Below are 18,546 nucleotides of genomic sequence, written 5' to 3' on the forward strand. Positions count from 1 at the left end.
CGCGCGGCTACTGCGGATTGCGCAGGCTGATCCGAAAAGACCGGAGGGCGTCCGCCTTTCGCAGCCAATTCAGGGCTTCGTTCGAGAGATCGGCGAGGGTGGCGTCGCCCCGTACGACGGCGAGGAGGAGCTGCTTCACGCCCTCGGTCAGGCCGGCCTGCTCGAGCTTTTCGCGCTGCCCGCTGACCTCGCCTACGAGGATCTCGAGCTCCGCGCGGACACTCGGGTCGGGGAAGCGTGAACGCAGCGCGAGCCCCTTCGACGCCGTCGTGGCCATCTGCTTGCCCAGCGAACGGGTCACCTCGAAGCCGATGAGCATCTTCGCGAGCGCCTCGTGATCGACGAAGATCGCCGCGCAGCGGCTTCGCCAGGCAACCACGAGGTGGTTCTCCAGCGCCTTGCCGGCGTCACTCACGTCCTTCCATCGGTGCTGGCGGAACGCGCGGAGCGCTTCGGGCGTCTGTGCGCCGCGGAGCGCCGCCGCGGTATCGGAGAGCCGCTTGATTTCACGGCGCACGTCGGTATGGGGAGCGTCGCGCAGGAGGAGCGCCGCCTCTGCGATGCGGTCGAGCCGATCGAGATCGGGCTTCCCTTTGCGGAGCACGTCCTCGACCTGTCCGAGCTCTCGACCGAGACGCTGCCTCTCGGCCGCTTTGGCGAGATCTCCCCTGTCGAGCCACCCGATCAGCTCGTCGACGAGCGCATTGGCGTCAGGCATCGCCGTTTCCCTTGCCCAGCGCCGAGATGACCTTCTTCGCCGCTTGCTCGATGCGCGCGGCGGCCGCCTCGACCTCGTCGGTTCCCTCCACGCTGCTCTCCGCCATCCAGCGCGAGGCTTTCTCGTGTGCGTGTTGGATGGCGCGCGCCCCCGAGTCGACAGCCTTGTGCATGGTCGCGAGATCGAGACGCGGGGCTCTCACCACCCGCGTGAGCTTGGTCGGGATGTCGGCCTCGGGCGGCGCTCCCGCGAGCTCGGCGATTGCCTCGTCCGCGGCCCGGACCCTCTCGCTGCCGGCGCCGAGCTCGCACTGCGACATCTCCTTGAGCGATTGCGAGAACTCGGTCGCGAGGTTCGTTGGGACGAGGTTCGGGTCGATCTGCTTGAGACCCTCGACCGTCTGTCGCGTGCGGGCGAGGAATCCTTCCACGTCGTTGCCCCCGGTATGACCATCGATCGCCTTCACGAGAGCGAGCGTGGCCTGGTCTTCGGCTTCGATCGCGCTCTCAAACCCGGCGCGGAGCTTGCCAACGATGTCGTGAACCGGTGCGAGGAATACACGCAGGCTCTTCGCGGGAAGGGTCTTGTGCGTCGGCTTCCACCGCGTCGGTGCCTTGACCAGTTCGCGTACGGCGAGCTCGAGGGCTGCCGGATCAAGGAGCGCCGATTTTAAGCTTGTGTCTCTTTGAGGATACTGGCCGACACGCTCGGTCTCGGCGATGATCTCTTGGAGACGGTCCATCCACACCTCGTACGACTCTCCCAGGCTCGTCCATGCGTCCGTGAGACCGGCGCGAGGGGGCCTAGTCCTCAAGGCTGATTGCCACTGTATGGCGTGGGGCGCGGCGGGTAGACGTCTGTCGCCCTCGTCGGGCAGTTCGGCCGAGAGCCAGGCGAACACCACGAGCGCTTTTACGGCGAGTTCGCCCGGATCGCCGCCGAGATACTCTTTTACCTTGGACTCGATATCACGGACGTGTTCGACGGCCCTCCGCGCCAGTTCGGCCTGAAACCGTGCGGTGTTGCCGTAGTGCTCCACGCGCTTGGCCTCGTCGGTTATTTTCCCATGGCGCAGCCATGCAAGCGACGTGAGACCGTGATGGACAATGGGCCCACGTTTGATCTCCAGTTGAAGGAAATCGGGGTTGTCGCGCGTCTCGTCAAGGACGACGTTCTCTTTGGTCATCACTCTATGCCAGAGCCATCTCGGCGCTCCGAGGTCCTCCGGTGCGAGCGCATTGACCGCCAAAAAGAGCAAAGCCTCCCACGCTGCAGCGCTCACGAGCTTCTTTCTCGCCGCCCAGGCGTCGAGGTGCTCGATCCTCTCTATCCATTCTTTAGAAAGCGGGGGCTCCGATGCCGCCGGGTTCGGCGGCGGCGCGGCAACCGGTGTAGGCGACGATTTCGCGACAGACGAGGGAGGCGCTACGGGAGCTGCGAAGGTGGATGGGCGACCGTCGTTTGGGGGAGCCCTGTGCGTCGTGGTTTCGAGCGCCCCCTCTGGCTCGGGCTGAACAGTTCCCTCGCCCGGCCACTCGAGGGCGAACGCTGCCATCACCCCCTGCGGAACCCCCGAGTAGAGGCGGCGACCGTCCTCTGTGCGAACGCTGCCATTGTCCTTGTCACCCCACCAGACGATGGTTCTCGCAAGGCGTTGGCGTTGCTCGGGATCGACGACCTTGTAGAGCAAGTCATCCACGGCCGCACCGGGATGGGTCTCTCTGAGATTGCGATGCTCCAGCGCCTCGGTCGGGAACTGCCCTTGGATGAGCGCTGCGCGTTGTTTGAGCACGACCGAAACGACATTGCTCAGGAGACCGCGGGGGGTCCGCTGGGTGCGCTTGCGCTCCGGGTCGGTGAGGTGCTCCCAGAGCAATTCGATACTCTCCGGCGTTAGGGGGTAGAGCCCGACCGGACCGTGGTCCACCCCGGGAACCGAGACAGCACCAAAGGCCGCATGGCACGATGCGCGGTGCACGCACCCCTTGCACGCGTTCGGTCTGGGGCTATCGGGACTGTCTGCGACCCAGCTCATCATGCGTGCGTGTGTTGCACGGACAGCGTTGAGATACGTCGCGACGAAGCGCGCGCGAGTTTCCCGACCGATCAGGAAATGCGCTCTGCGCGCGAGGACCTCATTCGTTTCGGAGGTCGTGAGCTGAATGTGGAAGGTTAGGCGATCGCGCAGGTTTCCGAGGTCTTCGATAAACTGCTCTTTGTACTGTGGTGTGACGCCGAGAACGGCTACGAGATCGCAGAGGTCCCTCTCCTCGGGAGTTGCGGCCGACGGCAAGAGGGCTTCGATGAGCTGCCGATCGACTCCCTGTAGGTTGGTGATGTCCTCGAGCAGAAGCACCAGGCGGCGATCGGCGGCCCGCAGCCTCCTGCGCACCTCGAGGAAGCGCTTTTGCAACTCGTCGCGCTGGATGCCCAGAAGCCCCTGGACCGCGTGCTCGCACCGGGCGTCGAGGGCTTCGAGGAGCCTTCTCGTGTTCGGGGCGCCGTTTCCGAGTGCGGTGAGCTGCGCGTCGACGTCATCGCGATGCTCCTTCACCACTCCTCGGACGAGCGAATTCACCTCGCGCTGCAGCTGCACGAAAAGCGCTTGGGGAGCGAGCGAGCCAATCTTGCCCCCGTTGGCGAGGATGAGTTCGACCATCTGCACGACGTGCGCCGGCGTGAAACGCGCCATCTGCTGATCGCGCTTGCCTCCCGCACCGCCGAGAATGTCGACGATTTCTCGCGGAGCCTGCCACTCGCTGCGGAGCGCGTTGTGGTTCAGGACGCGCCAGGCGCTGGTTTGATCGAGCCAGTCGGCATGCTTTGGGAGAGGCACGCCCTGCGCGTAACTCGCCTTCTGGCAGAACGTGACGAGCTGTCCGAGAAAAGCTTGCGCGCGCCCTTCCAGCGAGTGCTCAGCGACCTGCCCCAGGCCGCGCAGCGGCTCCGCGAAGGGATCGCCGAGCCCGCTCCGGAGCCGCTCTAAGGCGCCGAGCAAACTTCCGTCGCTGCGCGGGACAATGACAACGTGATCGTTCCCTTGCTCGGGCCATCGGTAGCGCAGCCACTGGATAAGATGCGACTTGCCCGAGCCTGGCTCGCCTTCCACGAGCGCGAGCACATGAGTACGGCGCTGGTGGAGCGCCTGGAAAAGCGCTTCTTCGGTCGGCTCGGGCAGCTGCCCCGCCACGCACTCGAAGCCGGTAATGGGCAGGTGAACGCCAAGAAAAATGGCCTTATCTCCCTCGAGCGCGGTGGTGCGCACGAAGGTGTCGATCTCGCTGTCGCTCCAGCACGCATACCTGACGAAGCTCATCGCGCGGCCTCCCCGAGTCGCACGGTGGCGAACGCGCGTACTCCATCGGCGAGCCGTCTGGCGCCGGGCCGGTCACCGCCCTCGTAGCGCAATTCCAGGTGCAAGTTGCGCTCGAGATCGAGCAGCGCGTGCGACAGCACCCGCGAGACTTCACGCGCTGGGCGAGCTTTCGCGCGGAACCAGGCGGCGTCGTAGCGTTCGCCATGATCCAGATAGGGCATTCTCCGGCCGATCACTTCGAGGAAAGCATCGGCCCGCATCTCGCGACCATCGGCGAGCTCGCCGAGAGTACGCACTACGCGTGCGAGCCTCGCTGCAGGATGCGGGAAGAAAGGTGTCACCTTGTCCGGTCCGGGGAGACCGAGCCCCATAGCCGTCGCCCACGCTTGGAACGCGGGAAGACGGGTGTCATTGAAGAGCGCTGTCTCGCCGGCTCGATCCTTTTCCCTTACCCGCTCGGCGAGCTTGGTCGCGATATTCACTCCGCTTTCGGTGAGCCACACGGTGCCTTGCAACTCAATTTCGACCACCATCGATGCATAGGTGTCGATAACGTCGTACTGGTGGTGTTTGATGAATTTCTCGTGCAGAAGGTCACCGAACGCGTCCCAGTCCTTCGGTGCTTCTTCGAGGAGCCGATAACGATCTTCAGCGACGAGGCCCAAATATTCGGCGACATGACGCACGTTTCGCGCGCGCTTCGCCGGATGCTCGACCCGGTCCGGAGACGCGGAAAACGCCGTGGCCGGCAACATCCACGCCGAGACTTCTTCCTCCGTCGGCTCCGATTTGCATTGCCCGAGGAAGCGCATGAGCGCCAGCACGACGTCGGGCCGCACGCGGGGGTCTCCGAGAACCGTTCTGGGCGCGGTCATCGAATCATCTCCTTCGGCAAATCGATAGCGGGCTCATTGGTGACGATGTCTTCGAGGCGCTGGTGATCGATCTCCGTTCCGGGGAGCGCGACCCAGAAGGAGAGGAATCCCTCCCGCAACCAGCCTCGTGCGAACACAAAGGCGCGGAGTCGTTCGGCCGGGAAGGTGGGCAGCAAGACCGCCGTTGGGACAGCAAGAGGCCGCATGGGAGCGGTGTTGCGCAGCACCTCCGACCACGTGAGCACCCACCCGGCCCGCTTGGTCGAGCCTGCCCAGACGTCCGCAATCGAATCGGCCAAGACATCCGGCGCGACGATCTGCTCGACGCCGCGCGCCTCCAGATAAGGCAGCCAGGAGTGCGGCATCTGGAGGCGGTGCCCATCGACGAGCAGAACGCGCGCCGAGTTCTTCGCGCCAGCGCGCGACGGCCATTGCACCGAAGCGCCGCCGTGCCCATCCGCTTTGGCCGGCAGTTCGCCCGCGCCTCGACAAACCGTGCAGCGCCCGCACGGCGCCGCGGTCGGCCGCCCCGCCTCGACGACCTCGAAGAGGACTGCGAGCTGGCAGCGCGTCCCGTCCCGCCACAACTCGACGAAATTGCGGACCGCCGCTTTCGCCGCACCCTCCTCTGCGGCGCGAGCCTCCTGCAAGCGCTGGAGCGCACCTTCGGCCAACTCGGGCTCCCAGAGATCCGTGTACTTCGGATTGATGACGATTCGCCACGAGTCCGCGTCGCGTTCGCCCGCCTCGATCTCGAGTGCGCCGTAGCGCTGGAGTTGGACGAGAATCGACTCGTTCCAGCGGCGGTTTCGCTTTCCGGAATGCTCGCGGGGGAGTTGGTCTCCGTGCGCTCTCAGATTCACGCTTCTGCGCTGCCGGCCGGTCCACGGATCTTCGCCGGCATACTCGGCCGAGCGAAGAATGGCGTTCCAGCGCTTAGATGCCTCGTCCAGACGGAGCGTGGATCCGAGCGCCAGTCCCACCGCGAGTTCGTCGTCCCCCGGCGCCGTGAGCAGGAGGGCGAACGCCTGATGACCATCGCGCCCGGCTCGACCGATCTCCTGATAGTAACGGCTTGCGCTCTCCGGAAGGCAGGCATGGACGACCGCACGGACATCCTGCTGGTCGATTCCCATGCCGAAGGCGCTCGTGGCCACGACCAGATCGAGGGTGCCGCGGTGCCACGCCTCGACGATCTGTTTGCGCTCAACCCCCTCGGTCTCGCCCGTGAAGACCCCGAGGCGCTCGTAGCCGCGTTCTTTCAGCTTCGCGGCGATCTCCTCCGCGTGCTTGACCTGCGTCGTGTAAACGAGCGCCGGACGGGGTAGTACGTCGACGAGGTCGATGACGGCGCGGTCGCGATCCTCCGGCCTTTCGAAGCGATACTGGATCAGATCGAACTCGCGGCGGGCCATGACTTCCGTGATCTCCAACCAGCGACCGTCTCCGAGGCCGAACTGGCTCCGGAGGAGCGCGTGGGCCTCGTCGTCGATGGTCGCCGAGAGCAGCACCGTCTTGAGCTCCGGATGATCGCTCCGGAGCATACGGACGAGGGCGGGAATACGCTGCATTTCCGGCCGAAAGCTTTTGCCCCAAGTCGCGGCGACATGCGCCTCGTCGACGAAGATGGCGTCGAGACGCGCGCGCACGGCCGACGACCTCTCGGAGTGGCCGACGGGCCGCGCGGCCGTGCGCAGCGTGGTTTCGAGCCGTCCCAGAGCCATTTCCGGCGACACGAACAGGAGGGGTATTTTCCCCTCCAAGAGCTCGCATTCGATGCGTTCACGCGAGGCACCGTCGGTATCGCCCGTGATCGCTGCGGCGCTTTCGAGGCCGGGGAATCGCCGGCAGGCGTCTTCGTGGGCGAGCGCCAGAGACACGGTTGGAACGAGGACGACCGCTACCGGATGGACGCCCTCTTCGGCTTGCTCGCGCCACCATCGCATGCCGAGCTCGAAGAGGAGGCTCTTGCCGGTTCCGGTCGCCATCGTCGCGAGCAGCACGCTTCCTCCGGGCATCGTGAGGACCGCGCGCGCGGCGGCCTTCTGCGTGGGGTTTCTATAGCGGGTATGCGGCGACAGCCGGCGCAGCACCGCGTCAGCCGCCGTCGGACGATCTGGCCGTCGGAGCTGGCGATCGACGGGCAGCACGTGGGCGAGTTCCTCCCCCAGCTCGACCGGTCGTGTCGGCGGTAGGGCGACCCGGCGCACCCGAGCACGTTGGCCCTCCAGCGTCACGAGCAGCCCGAAGCGGCTGGGATCGACGTCTGCAAGCGACGACGCCTCAACGTCAACCTCGCCGTCCGCGAGGCGCGCCAATTCCCGAACGAGCGCGCCGCGGTCGGCCGGGGTGCGGGCGCACCGCAGCCGTTCGTGCAGCCGTTGCGAGAGCTCGTCCGGCCAACCCATCGCGACCTCTCAGCCCTCCCCGACGACGAGCGCGAGCGCGTCGAGCCGCGGCGTGAGGGCCCGGACCTTGTCCAGCATCTTTTCTCGCAGCTGGCGCTCGTGCCCCGCCCGCTCGCTTTCCGCCGGTTCAGCAGACTCCATCACGGCATCGAAGTACGCGAAATCGTCAGCCCATGCTTCGACGAGCTCGTCCGCGAACCTCCGTCCGTTCTTGAGCTCTCGATCCTGAATCTCTGCCTGCGCATCCCGCACCGCCTGCTCCAGTGCGGGGATATCCAGCTTGCTCAAGAGCTCGGGCGCGTGATCCGCGGCGTCGGCGTCCCCGCTGCCCCTCGCTCTCTCGAAGGGCCGCTGAAAGCGCTCGATCTCCGGTTGCTTCCGCTCGATCTCCCAGCGCCGCTGCTGTGCATCGAAGCGTAGCACCAAGAGATTGACGTCGCGTCCGATGACCGCGCGCGCGCGGGCGATGAGACCGGCCGGAAACTCGTCCGTGTCCGGAAGCTCGGTCACGAACACGAGCATGGCGAACAGGACTCCTTTGTTCGCGGGACGCAGCCAGCGGCGGAAGAGCGCCGCCCGACCGTGAGGTGCGGTGTCGAGGAGGGCGCAGAAACCGTCAATGATCCGATGGCCCGGACCGAGGAACTGGCGCGTCTCGTCCTGGAGGGCGACGCCACGCAGCCACGTACCAGTGAACGCGGGGACGGACAGATGCCTCGCCTCATCCTCGACGCGGCTGGGAGGGAACGTGATCGTGCAACCGCCCTGCCCGTTTGTGCTGACGTTGGCTCCGAGCTCTCGAAGCCAGTAAGAGGGCTTGATCGCTTGCTCCGGTTTCCGATCCACCGCGAGGCTGTCGGCGAGCTCCCGAGCGGCGTTGAGCGCGGGGCGGGCCACGTCGTGCACGGCCTGAAAGGCCTCGTCCGCGCTGGCGCGCGCCGCTTCGACCTCCTTCGCCACGCTGGACAGGATCACGTCGGTCTTCGCCCCGGGGGCCGCAGCTTCCCGGAGGCGGCGTACCAGGCCCGGAATCACGAATTCCAATCCGCCGATGGACTCCTGATAGACATGGAAGACTTCCCGATAGGCCTTGTGAAAGACCTCTTCGGCGGGCATTGGCCCGAGGACGACTACCGAGCGGACGGGCTCTCCCGCTGGGCGTCCGAGCCGGTCCACGCGACCGATGCGCTGCTCGACGCGCGCCGGAGAGAACGGCAGGTCCAGGTGAACGATGGCCCATGCGACCTGGAAATTGCGGCCCTCGGCGCCGAGCGCGTCGCTCACCAGCACGCGGGCGCTGCCGTCCGGGCGAGTGAACTCCAAGGCAGCCCTGTCGAGGTCTTGCTCGCTCTTCTTTTGGTGGAAGGTGGCAACCTGATCGTCTTCGTCCATCTGGTCGCGCAATGCTTCAGCGAAGGCCTCGACCACCTCCGCGCTCTGGGCGAAGACGAGGAAGCGACGCCCCGCGTCGTGCGCCGCGCGCTCCTTGATCCAGGCGATCGCCTCTTGGTGACGACGGGGGGCGTCTCCGTCACTATTCGCCCAAGCTTTCGCCGCGCGCTGAAGGCGCACAAGCCAATCGCGCTCGTTCTCGCCGTCGACCGTCGCAGGCATGCGAGAGCAGCGGCGGGGTGCCTCCTCGAGCAGGATGGCTTCCTCCTCCGGGCCTAGGTCGCTGTTCCAAGCAAGCGCGAGGGTTCCGTCATCGGTCGACGGAAGCTGGCCGAGCGCGTCGATTCGCTTCTGCACGAACCTCGCAAGCATGTCCGGGGTAGAGGCCGCGAGCTGGTTGAGCATCGCCGCGAAGACACGTTGATCCTGGGTCTGCGGCACCGCCATCCCCTTCAACGTGCGGGCGACCTCGAGCTCGTACGGGCTCGCTTCGTACTGGAGCTCGGCTTCGAGAATGCGCGTGCTGAACTTCTGATCCATTTGCCTCAGCGTACGGCGGCGGGTGCGGATGATCCGGTGATCGATGCACCAGCGCTCGCGCGCCCAGACGACCGCTCGGCGCATGAGCTCGAGCGCGGCCTTGGGCTTCCTTTCTTGCCGCGCCGCCTGCAGCCAGGCCGCCATGCGCGGCTCGCCGAGAAGCTCGACCGGCCAGCCGTCGATGACGATGCCGACGTCGACGGCGCCTTCCGAACGGAGCTCGTCGCCCGCGGCGTCGAGGAGCTGCCGAGCCTGGTCAATGGCGACCCATATTCCTTGTCGCTTGGACGCGAGCTCCTCGAACCGCGCGTCATCGCCGGGCGCGTATTCGCCGGGAGAAACCAGCGAGAGTAGGGCCGCGAGGCCTTTCAGCTCGCGGCGCGAAGGCGTCGCGGAGAGCACGAGCACGTGCTTGGCCGCCTTGGCGAGCCCATGCAACCAGGGATAGAGCTGGTGCGACGCGTCGATGTGGTGGGCCTCGTCGATAACGAGCGCGTCCCAAGGGCGCTCCGCGACCTGCTCGCGGAGGCGCTCGTCGCGGCTCAAAGCACCGATCGTGACGATCAAATGACGCGAGGCGATGCAGCGAGTGCGCTCGGCCTCGCCGAGCTGGACGGCGCTGATGACGGAGAACGGACGCGCTCCGAAGCGTAGATAGAGCTCGCGACGCCACTGCTCGGCCATCGACCCCGGCGCGACGACGAGCACGCGCAGATCGGGCGCATCGTGCCAGAGGGCCTGCAGGACGAGCCCTGCCTCGATGGTTTTTCCGAGCCCGACCTCGTCCGCGAGGAGGAACCGCTGCTCGCGATCCCGCAGCACCCGTAAGGCCGCGTAGAGCTGGTGCGCGAGCGGATCGACTCGCGCGCCGAGGAGCGAGGGGAAGCCATCGGTGTCGAGATACCAACTCGTCGCTGCCTCACGGAGCGTTTTGCGTGCGAAGAAGGCGCTAGGAGCGATGGCGCTCGGCCGTAGACCCTTCGTAAGGAGGTGTCCCAGCAGGCTTCGTACGTCGGCAGGTCCCAGGGGTTGGCTCATGCGCGTATCTCGCCGTAGCGGACCTCGGATCAGCGACCGACAGTCAACGCAAGCTGGCGGCCCGTGGGCGCCCCCGGGCGGTTCCAAACCAGCGACTTGTACTGAACCACGAGGTAGTTGGTCAGCATCTGGATGTCCTTGGTCGTGTTCTGGACCTCGTTCCATTTCCGCTGCTGCCCGGGACCGAAGTCCCAGTACCCGTCGGTCCAACGACAGAGCGGCTTGAGCGGCCTCAGGTCCTTCGCGAACATCGCTTTGGTCGGCAGCCCCTTCTTGCGGTACCGCTCCGAGATCGTGTCCATTAGGAACCCGAGGCTCACGACGCCGGCGCCATGCATCAGGCGCGACTTCTTGGGGGGCTGCCCCCACGCTTCTCCGAACACCTCTTTGACCGCACTCCAGAACGCGAAGAGAACGCCGAGCATGGTGTCCGTATCCACCTCGCTCCCGCTCCCGTCCCGCAGGCGGTAGAGAACCCCGTCGCTCAGGCTGTTCTCCAGCATCTTGAGGACCGAGTTGTCCTTGATGGTGCCCGACGGGTTCGTCACTGTGTGAATCATTCCGTGAAGCGGCGAGGCCTGGTCCTGATTCAGCCGGGTCATGAGAAAAGCAGGCAGCCTCCGGCGCTGGAGGAGCGTCGGGAGAGCGGTATCGGTACCGGGAAGCAACTCGTAGATGAGCCCCTTCGGGAGCGGCTTCGTCGAGTTGACGAGGATGAACTGCTCCGTTTGCTCACGCACATCGTCCGTCACGAACGCGCTCACGCAAATGGGGAAAGATTCGATAGTCGCGTCCCGGATCGCCGCGAGGCGCTGCTGACCGTCGACGATGAAGCCGGGCCGCTCCTCCTCGGGGGCGTCGTCATCGACCGGGATGACGAGCGTGCCCGGGCGAGCGTAGGGGCTGCATGGCCCCGCGTGCGGCTCGAAGCGAACACGAGAGTCGAACGCCAGTACCACGGCGTTCGGGATCATAGGGGACTCGCTCTCCACGTAGGCTCGGATCTCTTCGATATGCGCCAGGACTTCCGGCCGCTGATAGCCCTGGAGTTCGTCTCCGTCCTTCCGCCGGATGCGGGACACCGTCGCGAACTTCGGCACCAGCTTAGCGTCCACCGCGAAGGTGTAGAGGGTGCGCTCAGGCGACTGGCGCACCTCGATGGCCGGGAAACGGAGCTCGGTCGTCATGAGAATACCTCGGAGGCGGACACGCGGCGTGCGCGTGGAGACTCTCGCGCGGTGGCCTCGGCGACGCCGCCGCCGAGTTCCCGCGCGAGTTTTCGGTAGAACACCCAGGTGTTATGGAAACCGCGGCGACGGTTCCGCTCCGCGCCACGGAACAGGATCACATGGTGGCCGAGTTCGCGGCAGACGTCGCAGGGGCACTGCTTCCAGGGACGATCGGTGAGTACTTCGCGATACGCGTCGCGATGGCTTGACGGAACGCCGCACAGTTCGTCATATCGCTGGAGGGCGTCGAGTACGACCTCGACCTTGATCTCGTCCGCGTCGAGTCGCCGCATCCCGTCGAGACAGGCACGCTCGAGCTCGCGGGCCTTGCCCTGCGGCACGTTGCCCGACGAGATCCGCTTCTGAAGCTTCGGGTTCCCCTCCACCTGGGGGACACGCACGGCCACATAGGTGCGGTCCATCGTGTGATAGTTGTCCTTTTCGTCTTTGAATGCCTGCCGAAGCGGCGAGGTGCTGTCGAAGCTCTCGACGCCCATCCGCGCGAAGGCATGCATCTGCTCAGTGCGTGTGACCCCGAGGAGATGAAGCCGGGTATCCTTGCGCCGTACGACGTCGATAGCCTCGAGCCCAGCCAGGATTTCCGGGGTTTTGAGGGGAACCATCCCGCCGACTGCGACGTAGCGATATCCCATCTTCTGGAGCTCCTTAGCGGCCCGTGCGTAAGATCGTGGGCTCCAGCCCTGCGCGACGCCGAGCGGCTCGAACGGGAGGTGATCATTCTTCCATCGTGTGAAGAACTCCTGCGCCAGCTCAAGCGTTATTTCCTGTCGCTCGCGCAGTTCGGCAGGCACCTCGGCGCCGGGCTTGTCCCATTCGGTGCTGTATGCGAGAATCACATGGTCGACTGAGATGCCGTAATCGAAGCCGCAGTCAACATAGAATTGGATCACCTCGTCGACTGTGTATGGCGGCACCTGATCCTTGACATACGTAAATGCGCCGCAATCGCCCATCGTTGCGATGGGCATGTTGTCTTTCCGCTCGATGCGGAAGAACTCGCGCGCCCCAACGCGGAGGAGGCGGTGGCGCTGCGCCAGCGTGTAGCGCCCCCCAGAGTTTTCGGAGCCGTCGACGATGCCCTTCGAGACCAGGATGCCGTCGAGTACCCGCTCCGCGAAAATCTCGTGGGCGTAGAGGTCGTCGCGCTGGCGCAGGCGCGTCGCGGACCTTCGCTCCCGCTCGAAGTCGAAGCTCGGATCGACCAGGTCCTGGCTGTCAGGCAGGAAATACTTCATCGCGCCACCCCCGATCGGTCATGGTAGGTTCGAAGCAAGAAATCTGTCAGGCTGCGGACGTGCGTCGGCACGTTCTGGACCTCGTTCCACCGCAGGCCGAGGTCGCTCCAGGAACCCGATGTCCAGCAGCACACGCGGGTGAGTGGCGCAAGCTCACGCAGCACGCGCCGGTGCGCGTCGGAAGCATGGATGTCGATGGATCCCATCACCCGGTCCATCAAGCGACCCATCGCACGCAATCCGGCGCTGTGCATCAGGCGGCTCTGGGTGGGCGGCAGCCCCCAGGCGTCGGGGAAGGTGTCCCGCACGGCATTCCAGTAAATGAGCAAGAGCTTTCGGATGCTGGTGAAATCAGTCTGCGCGGTGGCCACGTTGCGGTAGGCGAACAGACAGCCGGAGGGGGTCGTGAGGCTCTCCTGCAGGATTTGCATGACAGACGTATCGGCGAGCACCTCGGTCTTGCGCGCCGCCTTCGTTGACGAAGCCCGGCGAATCAGGCCGAAGAAGGGGGATTTCGGATCTCGATTCAAAAGGTCGCAGAGGACTGCGGGGGCACGCCGGATGGCGAGGTTCGCCGGCAGAGTCGTGTCGATATCCGGAAGGAGTTCAGTGATGAGCCCGCGTGGCAGCGGCTTGGTGCTGTTTACCAGCAGGAATTGCTCTCGCTGCGTGGCGATATCGTCGGCGACAAAGGCGTTGACGGCGACGGGGAAATCGTTGCGCTGGCTCCGGGAAAGGGCCATCGCACGCTGCTGGCCGTCGACGATCCAGGCGGGCTTCGGCTGGTCGATGCCTGGGATCGGGATCACGATGGTCCCTGCATGGGCGAGCCCGTCATCGCTCTCGGGGCCGCGCTCTCGCTGAAAGCGTACGGATGAGGAGAGGGACAGGATGATCGAGTTCGGGAACAGCATGCCGCCTTGGCGGCCGTCGAGGTAGGCTTGGATGTTTCGGATGTGCTGGCGCACCTCGGGACGTTGGTAGCCGAGCAACTCGCCTCGGGCGTCGCGTGCGATGCGCGAGATGTCCGCGATCTTCAGGATCTCTTCAGCGCGGAGACTGAAGAGGTAAAGAGGTCGCTCCGGATCCTGCATGATGCGCAGTGCCCTGCGACGGATCACCGCACGGCGGATGATCCCCTTGTGGGCGGTCGTCTTCTTCACGGCGCGCGGCATCAACGTTCCTTTACCTGGAGAAAAAGCTGCCTGAACCGTGCCTGTTCGCATGCGCGCCCGCTGTCGCGGAGGGCCCTGAGCAACTGCGTGTGCGTGGCCGTTGGATTGCTTCGAAGGTGCTGGGCAACGAAGCTGCGAACGGCCTCGTCGTCGAGTGGGGTTCGCTCATATTGCTGAGGAGGCGGTGCCGCGCGGGCTAGACCGATGAAGCGATCTCGGACCGCGGTGGCGGCGATCCCGCGTCGGGCGGCTTCCTCGAGGATGCGCCGGGCGATGCGTGCATGCAGGGAGAGTCGGCTCCCGCCGACCGTCGTCTGCAGCGACGCGACAGATGGGACCCAATTCCGGCGCAGCGTTTCATGGGAAGTCCCTGGATCTCCGGAGACGATGAGCAGGTCGTCCTGATCCCGCAGCGCGGATGCGGCTTGCGCTAAGTCGTCCGCCATCGCGCGGACGTATCGGGGCGAGGCCACGACGAGCAGCTTCGCACCCGCAGACGCAAGCGCCAGATCCGCCAGGGTCCGGGGTGCGGTTTGGTGCGGCCCCGGCCGCCCGGCCAGCGCATGCCACCAGCGGCGCGCGGTCTCATCTCCCGCGCTGCCTTCCGCGACGGAGTCCGGGTGGCCCGGCGTGAACGTCGCCCCGTACGCGCGGAGGTGCGCTTCCGCGGGCACGAGTCCGTACCCAGCGGACGCCACCCACAAGCGAGCGTCCAGCCCCGCCTCATGTGCAACGCGCGGCAGGTCACGGACCACGGTCCAATGATCGCCAGCGTAGAGATCGACCGCCGGAACCGACGGCGAGCTGTGCTGCTCGAGTGTGCGCCACCAGGCACCGAAGAGGTCCCCCGGGCGCTTCTCGCGAACGGCTTGGATGCGCAGATCTCCCGGGACCGGGAGCCGCTTCCGATCAGTGCAACCGGCGACAATCTGGACGACCGGACGAGTCACGATCACCTTGGATTCTACAGAAAATGGCGCGGCGCTACACCGCTGCCGGATCCCCCGCCAAGGGGACGCTGCGGCGGCTCCTGCCTGCCGCTCCGCGCCTGCTCTACCTGCGCGAACGCGCTGTGGTTGTGGATACTCTCGTCGCTCTTCGCGTGCACCCTGAACCAGGCGACGCGCGGGTCCTCCTGGAGCTTCAGCGCCACGTCGCGCACGACATCCTCGACAAACGCCGGGTTGTCGTAGGCCTGCATCGTCACGTGGCGCTCGTCCGGACGCTTCAGGAGGGGGTACACGGGGGCCGACGCCGATGCCTCGGCGACCTCGACGAGCTCCTCGATCCAGATGAAGTTCGACGGATCGGGCGTAGGCGACGTCCCACGGACCTCGATCGTCACGTAGGTCCGCTGGTTGTGCGCGCCGTAGTCGCTGATGGCCTTGCTGCAGGGGCAGAGGGTCGTGACTGGTACCCGGACGCCGAGCACGAAGTCTTCGCTCGTGCCGCTCGTCTCGCCGGTGAGCGAGCACTCGTAGTCGATCAGGCCGCAGGCGCCGCTCACCGGGGCCCGCCGCTCCAGAAAATAGGGGAACACAACCTTCACCTGGGCGGTCTCCGCATGCAGTCGTTCGCGCAGGGCGCGCAGGATCCGCGGCAGGGTGCGTACCGTCACCTCACCGCGGTGCTCCTCGAGCACCTCGATGAAGCGGCTCATGTGCGTCCCCTTGAAGTCGTGGGGAAGCCCTACGGACATCGAGATCTTTGCGATGGTGTGCTGCCGCTCGTGGGCGCGGTCGAGCACCACGATCGGGTAGGCGAGGTCGCTGACCCCAGCCTGGTTGATGGGGATGCCGCGTGCGTCACGACGACCCTGCACGTCCTCCATCTTAGCCCTCTCCTCGATAGATACAGCCGGAGGTGCACGTTTCACGAACGACGATCGCCGAGAGGCCCGGCAGCGATGGGGCGAGCTTTCCCCAGATCCACTTCGCCAAGTTCTCGCTTGTCGGGTTAGATAAACCTTCAATTTCGTTGAGGAAATTGTGATCGAGTGCCTTGTGCGCAGGCTCAAACGCAGCCTTGATATCCGCAAAATCCAGCACCCAGCCGGTTTCCCTCTCCACGTCGCCGCGTACGTGGACCTCGCAGCGAAAGGAGTGTCCGTGTAGTCGGCTGCACTTATGGCCGGGGGGCACGTTGGGCAGCCGATGCGCGGCTTCGAAGGTGAATTCCTTGAAAATCTCCATGCGTCACCCTCTCAAGGGATTCCGAGCATCTTGTGCATTTGAAGGCTGAGCCGCCATTGGGGATGCTCCAAGCAGTAGCGCAGCGCGAGTTCGGTGTTTCGTTGTCGCAACAGGCCATCCATCGGCTGCAGGTAGAAGCGCGAAAAATTGAGGCCTTCGAAGACGTGAGGCTCGGCGCCTTCCTGGGGAAATACGAGTTTCAACTCGTCCCCGGAGCTAAGCAACAGGTCGGTGCCCGCCTTGGGGCTGACGCATGTCCAGTCGATCCCAGGTGGTGGGAGCTGCGTTCCGTTCGTCTCGATTGCTACTTCGAAGTCCGCTGCATGGAATGCCTCAACGAGCGCCCTGTCGAGTTGGAGAAGCGGTTCGCCTCCTGTGCAGACGACGTAACGCCGGTTGACCGGCGCGGCGGTATGGGGCCAGGCGTTTGCTACGGCTTGAGCGAGGTCTTGCGCAGTTGTGAACCGTCCACCGCCTGGTCCGTTCATGCCCACGAAATCTGTGTCGCAAAAGCGGCAAACCGCTCCCTGGCGGTCCTCCTCGCGACCCGTCCAAAGATTACACCCAGTGAAGCGGCAAAAGACGGCCGGTCTACCAGCTTGGGCTCCCTCGCCTTGCAGAGTGTAGAAGATCTCTTTAACCAAGTATGTCATGCGAGAGCACGCGCATCGACGCGGTAGGGAGCTGGATCTGTGAGGCCGCTCTCCGCGAAGCCCTTCAGACGCAGGAGGCAAGCATCGCATCGCCCGCAGGCCTCGCCCTGAGCAGACGGGTCGTAGCAGGTGAGGGTCAGCTCGTACTCGACACCGAGCGCCAATCCACGCTGGATAATCTGTGCTTTGGTCAGGTGGATGAGCGGTGTATGGATCTTGAGATGCTGTCGCCCCTCTACACCTGACTTCGTCGCGAGATTCGCCATACGCTCGAAAGCTTCGATGTACTCGGGGCGGCAGTCCGGGTAGCCGCTGTAGTCGAGGGCGTTGACACCCAGAAATATGTCACTCGCGCCGAGTACTTCCGCCCATGCGAGGGCGAAGGACAGGAAAATCGTATTCCGTGCAGGGACATAGGTGACGGGGATACCGTTGCCGATAGCGTCGAGAGAACGCCCCTTAGGCACGGCGATGTCGCTCGTGAGAGCGGAGCCTCCGAACACCCTCAGATCGATCTGCGCGACGACGTGCTGGATGCCGCCAAAGCGCTGGGCAACGCGTCGCGCGGCTTCGATTTCTCCCTCATGTCGCTGGCCATAGCGGAAGGTGAGAGCGTGAGTGTCGTATCCCTCGCTCTGCGCGATGGCCAGTGTGGTCGTAGAGTCGAGTCCACCGCTCAAGAGTACGACAGCTTTCGGTTTGTTCAGCATGATTCTCCCTCAGCGTTGGGCTCGCCTGCCGTTGAACAGCTTCAGTTGATTGGGAGGTGTGTCATCGATGGGCTCGAGTCGATGGGCGAATTCACGTATTGTGTCGAGTTCGTCGGCTGTGAAGACTACCTGACGGTCCCGGTAGCGCCGGCCTACTGGGATCTTCCCGTCCTGCCTCCAACGCCAGAGAGTCTGGCGGGACACGCCAATGTCGCGGACTACCTCGGCGGCGGAGAAGTAGGTAGTTCCGTCGAGCACGAAACTCATGCTGTACTGGTGTTCAGGTTGCAGAGCGTAACAGCTGTCACGAACCGTCAGGTTCTGGTGCAACCTATCCCGCTGCGTCGTGCGCCGTCAAGGGCCTGGGGAACGGCTGGGTAGCGTACTCTTGGAAAAATGTGTCTTAGGTGAAATTTTTGGCTTGCCCTGGGTCTCCTGCTCCTGAGGGGTCGGAGGCTAGGTGATGGGCTTATCCAGAGGTGAAGGGGAGAAAATTCGGAAGAACATCGCAATGCTCTTCCAGCGCCCATGCGGAATGTCTCTCAGCAAGTGACTGCACCACCCAGCGCTGGGATGATGCCGCGACCGCGTTGTCTAAAGATGTACGTGGGCGCCTCGGTGTCTCCACGAAGTGGCGTTCGCGTGCCCGTTCCTGCGTAAGTTCCCCGTCGGCACCTGCTCAGCCCGGCGTTAGGCAGGAGCAACGTCAATGCACGACGACCTCGAAGCCAAGCCGCTGAAGAATTTTCGCAACGAACTGGCCGCCGCTGAAGTCCTTCGCCTCGATCTCCCGCTCGTTAGCGTGGCGGTAGGCGTCGCGCAGGACCCGCTTGGCCGGCAGCTCACGACCATCGAAGCGGACGAAGTAAGACCCACCTCCCTTCGGCGCCCCGCTCGTTATGAGCTCCCGGCATGCCTGCTCTACATGTTCGCGCCGAATTTTCCCGAATCGCTCTCCAGTCGTCGCCATTTCCACCTCGTAAGGCTTCGGTCGCCGCCAGAATAGTCGTGAGCGAGGTCAGTGGGCCACCCTCAGCCCCGGCA

The 18,546-nt window shown here is 65.0% G+C and carries 15 protein-coding genes; all 15 read right to left on the bottom strand.

What is annotated here, in order from left to right; genetic code table 11:
• Positions 1 to 7: 7 nt before the first annotated feature.
• Positions 8 to 718, bottom strand: a complete 711-nt coding sequence (locus WME85_RS19160; RefSeq protein ID WP_437840063.1) for a hypothetical protein — start codon at positions 716 to 718, stop codon at positions 8 to 10.
• On the bottom strand, positions 711 to 4,034 hold the full coding sequence (locus tag WME85_RS19165) for a hypothetical protein (RefSeq protein WP_437840064.1): 3,324 nt from the start codon (positions 4,032 to 4,034) through the stop codon (positions 711 to 713). Before WME85_RS19165 ends, WME85_RS19160 begins: the two co-directional genes overlap by 8 nt.
• Positions 4,031 to 4,909 carry a hypothetical protein gene (locus WME85_RS19170; protein ID WP_437840065.1) on the bottom strand — a complete coding sequence of 293 codons (879 nt, stop codon included), beginning with the start codon at positions 4,907 to 4,909 and terminating at the stop codon, positions 4,031 to 4,033. Before WME85_RS19170 ends, WME85_RS19165 begins: the two co-directional genes overlap by 4 nt.
• Positions 4,906 to 7,317, bottom strand: a complete 2,412-nt coding sequence (locus WME85_RS19175) for a DEAD/DEAH box helicase (protein ID WP_437840066.1) — start codon at positions 7,315 to 7,317, stop codon at positions 4,906 to 4,908. Before WME85_RS19175 ends, WME85_RS19170 begins: the two co-directional genes overlap by 4 nt.
• 9 nt (positions 7,318 to 7,326) lie before the next feature.
• Complete coding sequence (locus WME85_RS19180; protein ID WP_437840068.1) at positions 7,327 to 10,287, bottom strand: SNF2-related protein; 2,961 nt, start codon at positions 10,285 to 10,287, stop codon at positions 7,327 to 7,329.
• Positions 10,288 to 10,316: 29 nt separating this feature from the next.
• The gene (dbpB, locus tag WME85_RS19185) at positions 10,317 to 11,474 is read right to left on the bottom strand and encodes a DGQHR domain-containing protein DpdB (protein WP_437840069.1); all 1,158 of its coding nucleotides are present in this window, start codon (positions 11,472 to 11,474) and stop codon (positions 10,317 to 10,319) included.
• A complete protein-coding gene (gene dpdA / locus WME85_RS19190; protein WP_437840071.1) occupies positions 11,471 to 12,772 on the bottom strand; it encodes a tRNA-guanine transglycosylase DpdA in 1,302 nt (433 codons plus the stop codon). The genes dbpB (WME85_RS19185) and dpdA overlap by 4 nt, the downstream gene beginning before the upstream one ends.
• Positions 12,769 to 13,935 (bottom strand): DGQHR domain-containing protein DpdB, encoded by a 1,167-nt coding sequence (gene dbpB, locus WME85_RS19195; protein WP_437840072.1) that lies wholly within the window; start codon positions 13,933 to 13,935, stop codon positions 12,769 to 12,771. Before dbpB (WME85_RS19195) ends, dpdA begins: the two co-directional genes overlap by 4 nt.
• An 11-nt stretch (positions 13,936 to 13,946) precedes the next feature.
• The gene (locus WME85_RS19200; protein WP_437840073.1) at positions 13,947 to 14,903 is read right to left on the bottom strand and encodes a hypothetical protein; all 957 of its coding nucleotides are present in this window, start codon (positions 14,901 to 14,903) and stop codon (positions 13,947 to 13,949) included.
• Between the two features lie 8 nt (positions 14,904 to 14,911).
• Positions 14,912 to 15,778 carry a GTP cyclohydrolase FolE2 gene (gene folE2, locus WME85_RS19205; RefSeq protein ID WP_437840074.1) on the bottom strand — a complete coding sequence of 289 codons (867 nt, stop codon included), beginning with the start codon at positions 15,776 to 15,778 and terminating at the stop codon, positions 14,912 to 14,914.
• Position 15,779: 1 nt separating this feature from the next.
• Complete coding sequence (queD, locus tag WME85_RS19210; protein ID WP_437840075.1) at positions 15,780 to 16,139, bottom strand: 6-carboxytetrahydropterin synthase QueD; 360 nt, start codon at positions 16,137 to 16,139, stop codon at positions 15,780 to 15,782.
• Positions 16,140 to 16,150: 11 nt separating this feature from the next.
• Positions 16,151 to 16,792 carry a 7-carboxy-7-deazaguanine synthase gene (gene queE, locus WME85_RS19215; protein WP_437840077.1) on the bottom strand — a complete coding sequence of 214 codons (642 nt, stop codon included), beginning with the start codon at positions 16,790 to 16,792 and terminating at the stop codon, positions 16,151 to 16,153.
• The gene (gene queC / locus WME85_RS19220; protein WP_061607383.1) at positions 16,789 to 17,502 is read right to left on the bottom strand and encodes a 7-cyano-7-deazaguanine synthase QueC; all 714 of its coding nucleotides are present in this window, start codon (positions 17,500 to 17,502) and stop codon (positions 16,789 to 16,791) included. Before queC ends, queE begins: the two co-directional genes overlap by 4 nt.
• 9 nt (positions 17,503 to 17,511) lie before the next feature.
• The gene (locus tag WME85_RS19225) at positions 17,512 to 17,769 is read right to left on the bottom strand and encodes a helix-turn-helix domain-containing protein (RefSeq protein WP_420894983.1); all 258 of its coding nucleotides are present in this window, start codon (positions 17,767 to 17,769) and stop codon (positions 17,512 to 17,514) included.
• A gap of 439 nt (positions 17,770 to 18,208) precedes the next feature.
• Positions 18,209 to 18,472 carry a hypothetical protein gene (locus WME85_RS19230; RefSeq protein WP_437840079.1) on the bottom strand — a complete coding sequence of 88 codons (264 nt, stop codon included), beginning with the start codon at positions 18,470 to 18,472 and terminating at the stop codon, positions 18,209 to 18,211.
• Between the last annotated feature and the right edge of the window lie 74 nt (positions 18,473 to 18,546).

The sequence above is a fragment of the Sorangium sp. So ce1153 genome (genome assembly GCF_051521595.1).
Taxonomy (GTDB): Bacteria; Myxococcota_A; Polyangia; order Polyangiales; family Polyangiaceae; genus Sorangium.

What these genes read in the sequence shown, in the direction of transcription:
- queD (WP_437840075.1), bottom strand. Translation starts at nt 16,139, where the DNA reads ATGGAGATTTTCAAGGAATTCACCTTCGAAGCCGCGCATCGGCTGCCC.
- WME85_RS19175 (WP_437840066.1), bottom strand. Translation starts at nt 7,317, where the DNA reads ATGGGTTGGCCGGACGAGCTCTCGCAACGGCTGCACGAACGGCTGCGG.
- WME85_RS19225 (WP_420894983.1), bottom strand. Translation starts at nt 17,769, where the DNA reads ATGAGTTTCGTGCTCGACGGAACTACCTACTTCTCCGCCGCCGAGGTA.
- queE (WP_437840077.1), bottom strand. Translation starts at nt 16,792, where the DNA reads ATGACATACTTGGTTAAAGAGATCTTCTACACTCTGCAAGGCGAGGGA.
- queC (WP_061607383.1), bottom strand. Translation starts at nt 17,502, where the DNA reads ATGCTGAACAAACCGAAAGCTGTCGTACTCTTGAGCGGTGGACTCGAC.
- WME85_RS19230 (WP_437840079.1), bottom strand. Translation starts at nt 18,472, where the DNA reads ATGGCGACGACTGGAGAGCGATTCGGGAAAATTCGGCGCGAACATGTA.
- WME85_RS19170 (WP_437840065.1), bottom strand. Translation starts at nt 4,909, where the DNA reads ATGACCGCGCCCAGAACGGTTCTCGGAGACCCCCGCGTGCGGCCCGAC.
- WME85_RS19160 (WP_437840063.1), bottom strand. Translation starts at nt 718, where the DNA reads ATGCCTGACGCCAATGCGCTCGTCGACGAGCTGATCGGGTGGCTCGAC.
- folE2 (WP_437840074.1), bottom strand. Translation starts at nt 15,778, where the DNA reads ATGGAGGACGTGCAGGGTCGTCGTGACGCACGCGGCATCCCCATCAAC.
- dbpB (WP_437840069.1), bottom strand. Translation starts at nt 11,474, where the DNA reads ATGACGACCGAGCTCCGTTTCCCGGCCATCGAGGTGCGCCAGTCGCCT.
- WME85_RS19165 (WP_437840064.1), bottom strand. Translation starts at nt 4,034, where the DNA reads ATGAGCTTCGTCAGGTATGCGTGCTGGAGCGACAGCGAGATCGACACC.
- dpdA (WP_437840071.1), bottom strand. Translation starts at nt 12,772, where the DNA reads ATGAAGTATTTCCTGCCTGACAGCCAGGACCTGGTCGATCCGAGCTTC.
- WME85_RS19180 (WP_437840068.1), bottom strand. Translation starts at nt 10,287, where the DNA reads ATGAGCCAACCCCTGGGACCTGCCGACGTACGAAGCCTGCTGGGACAC.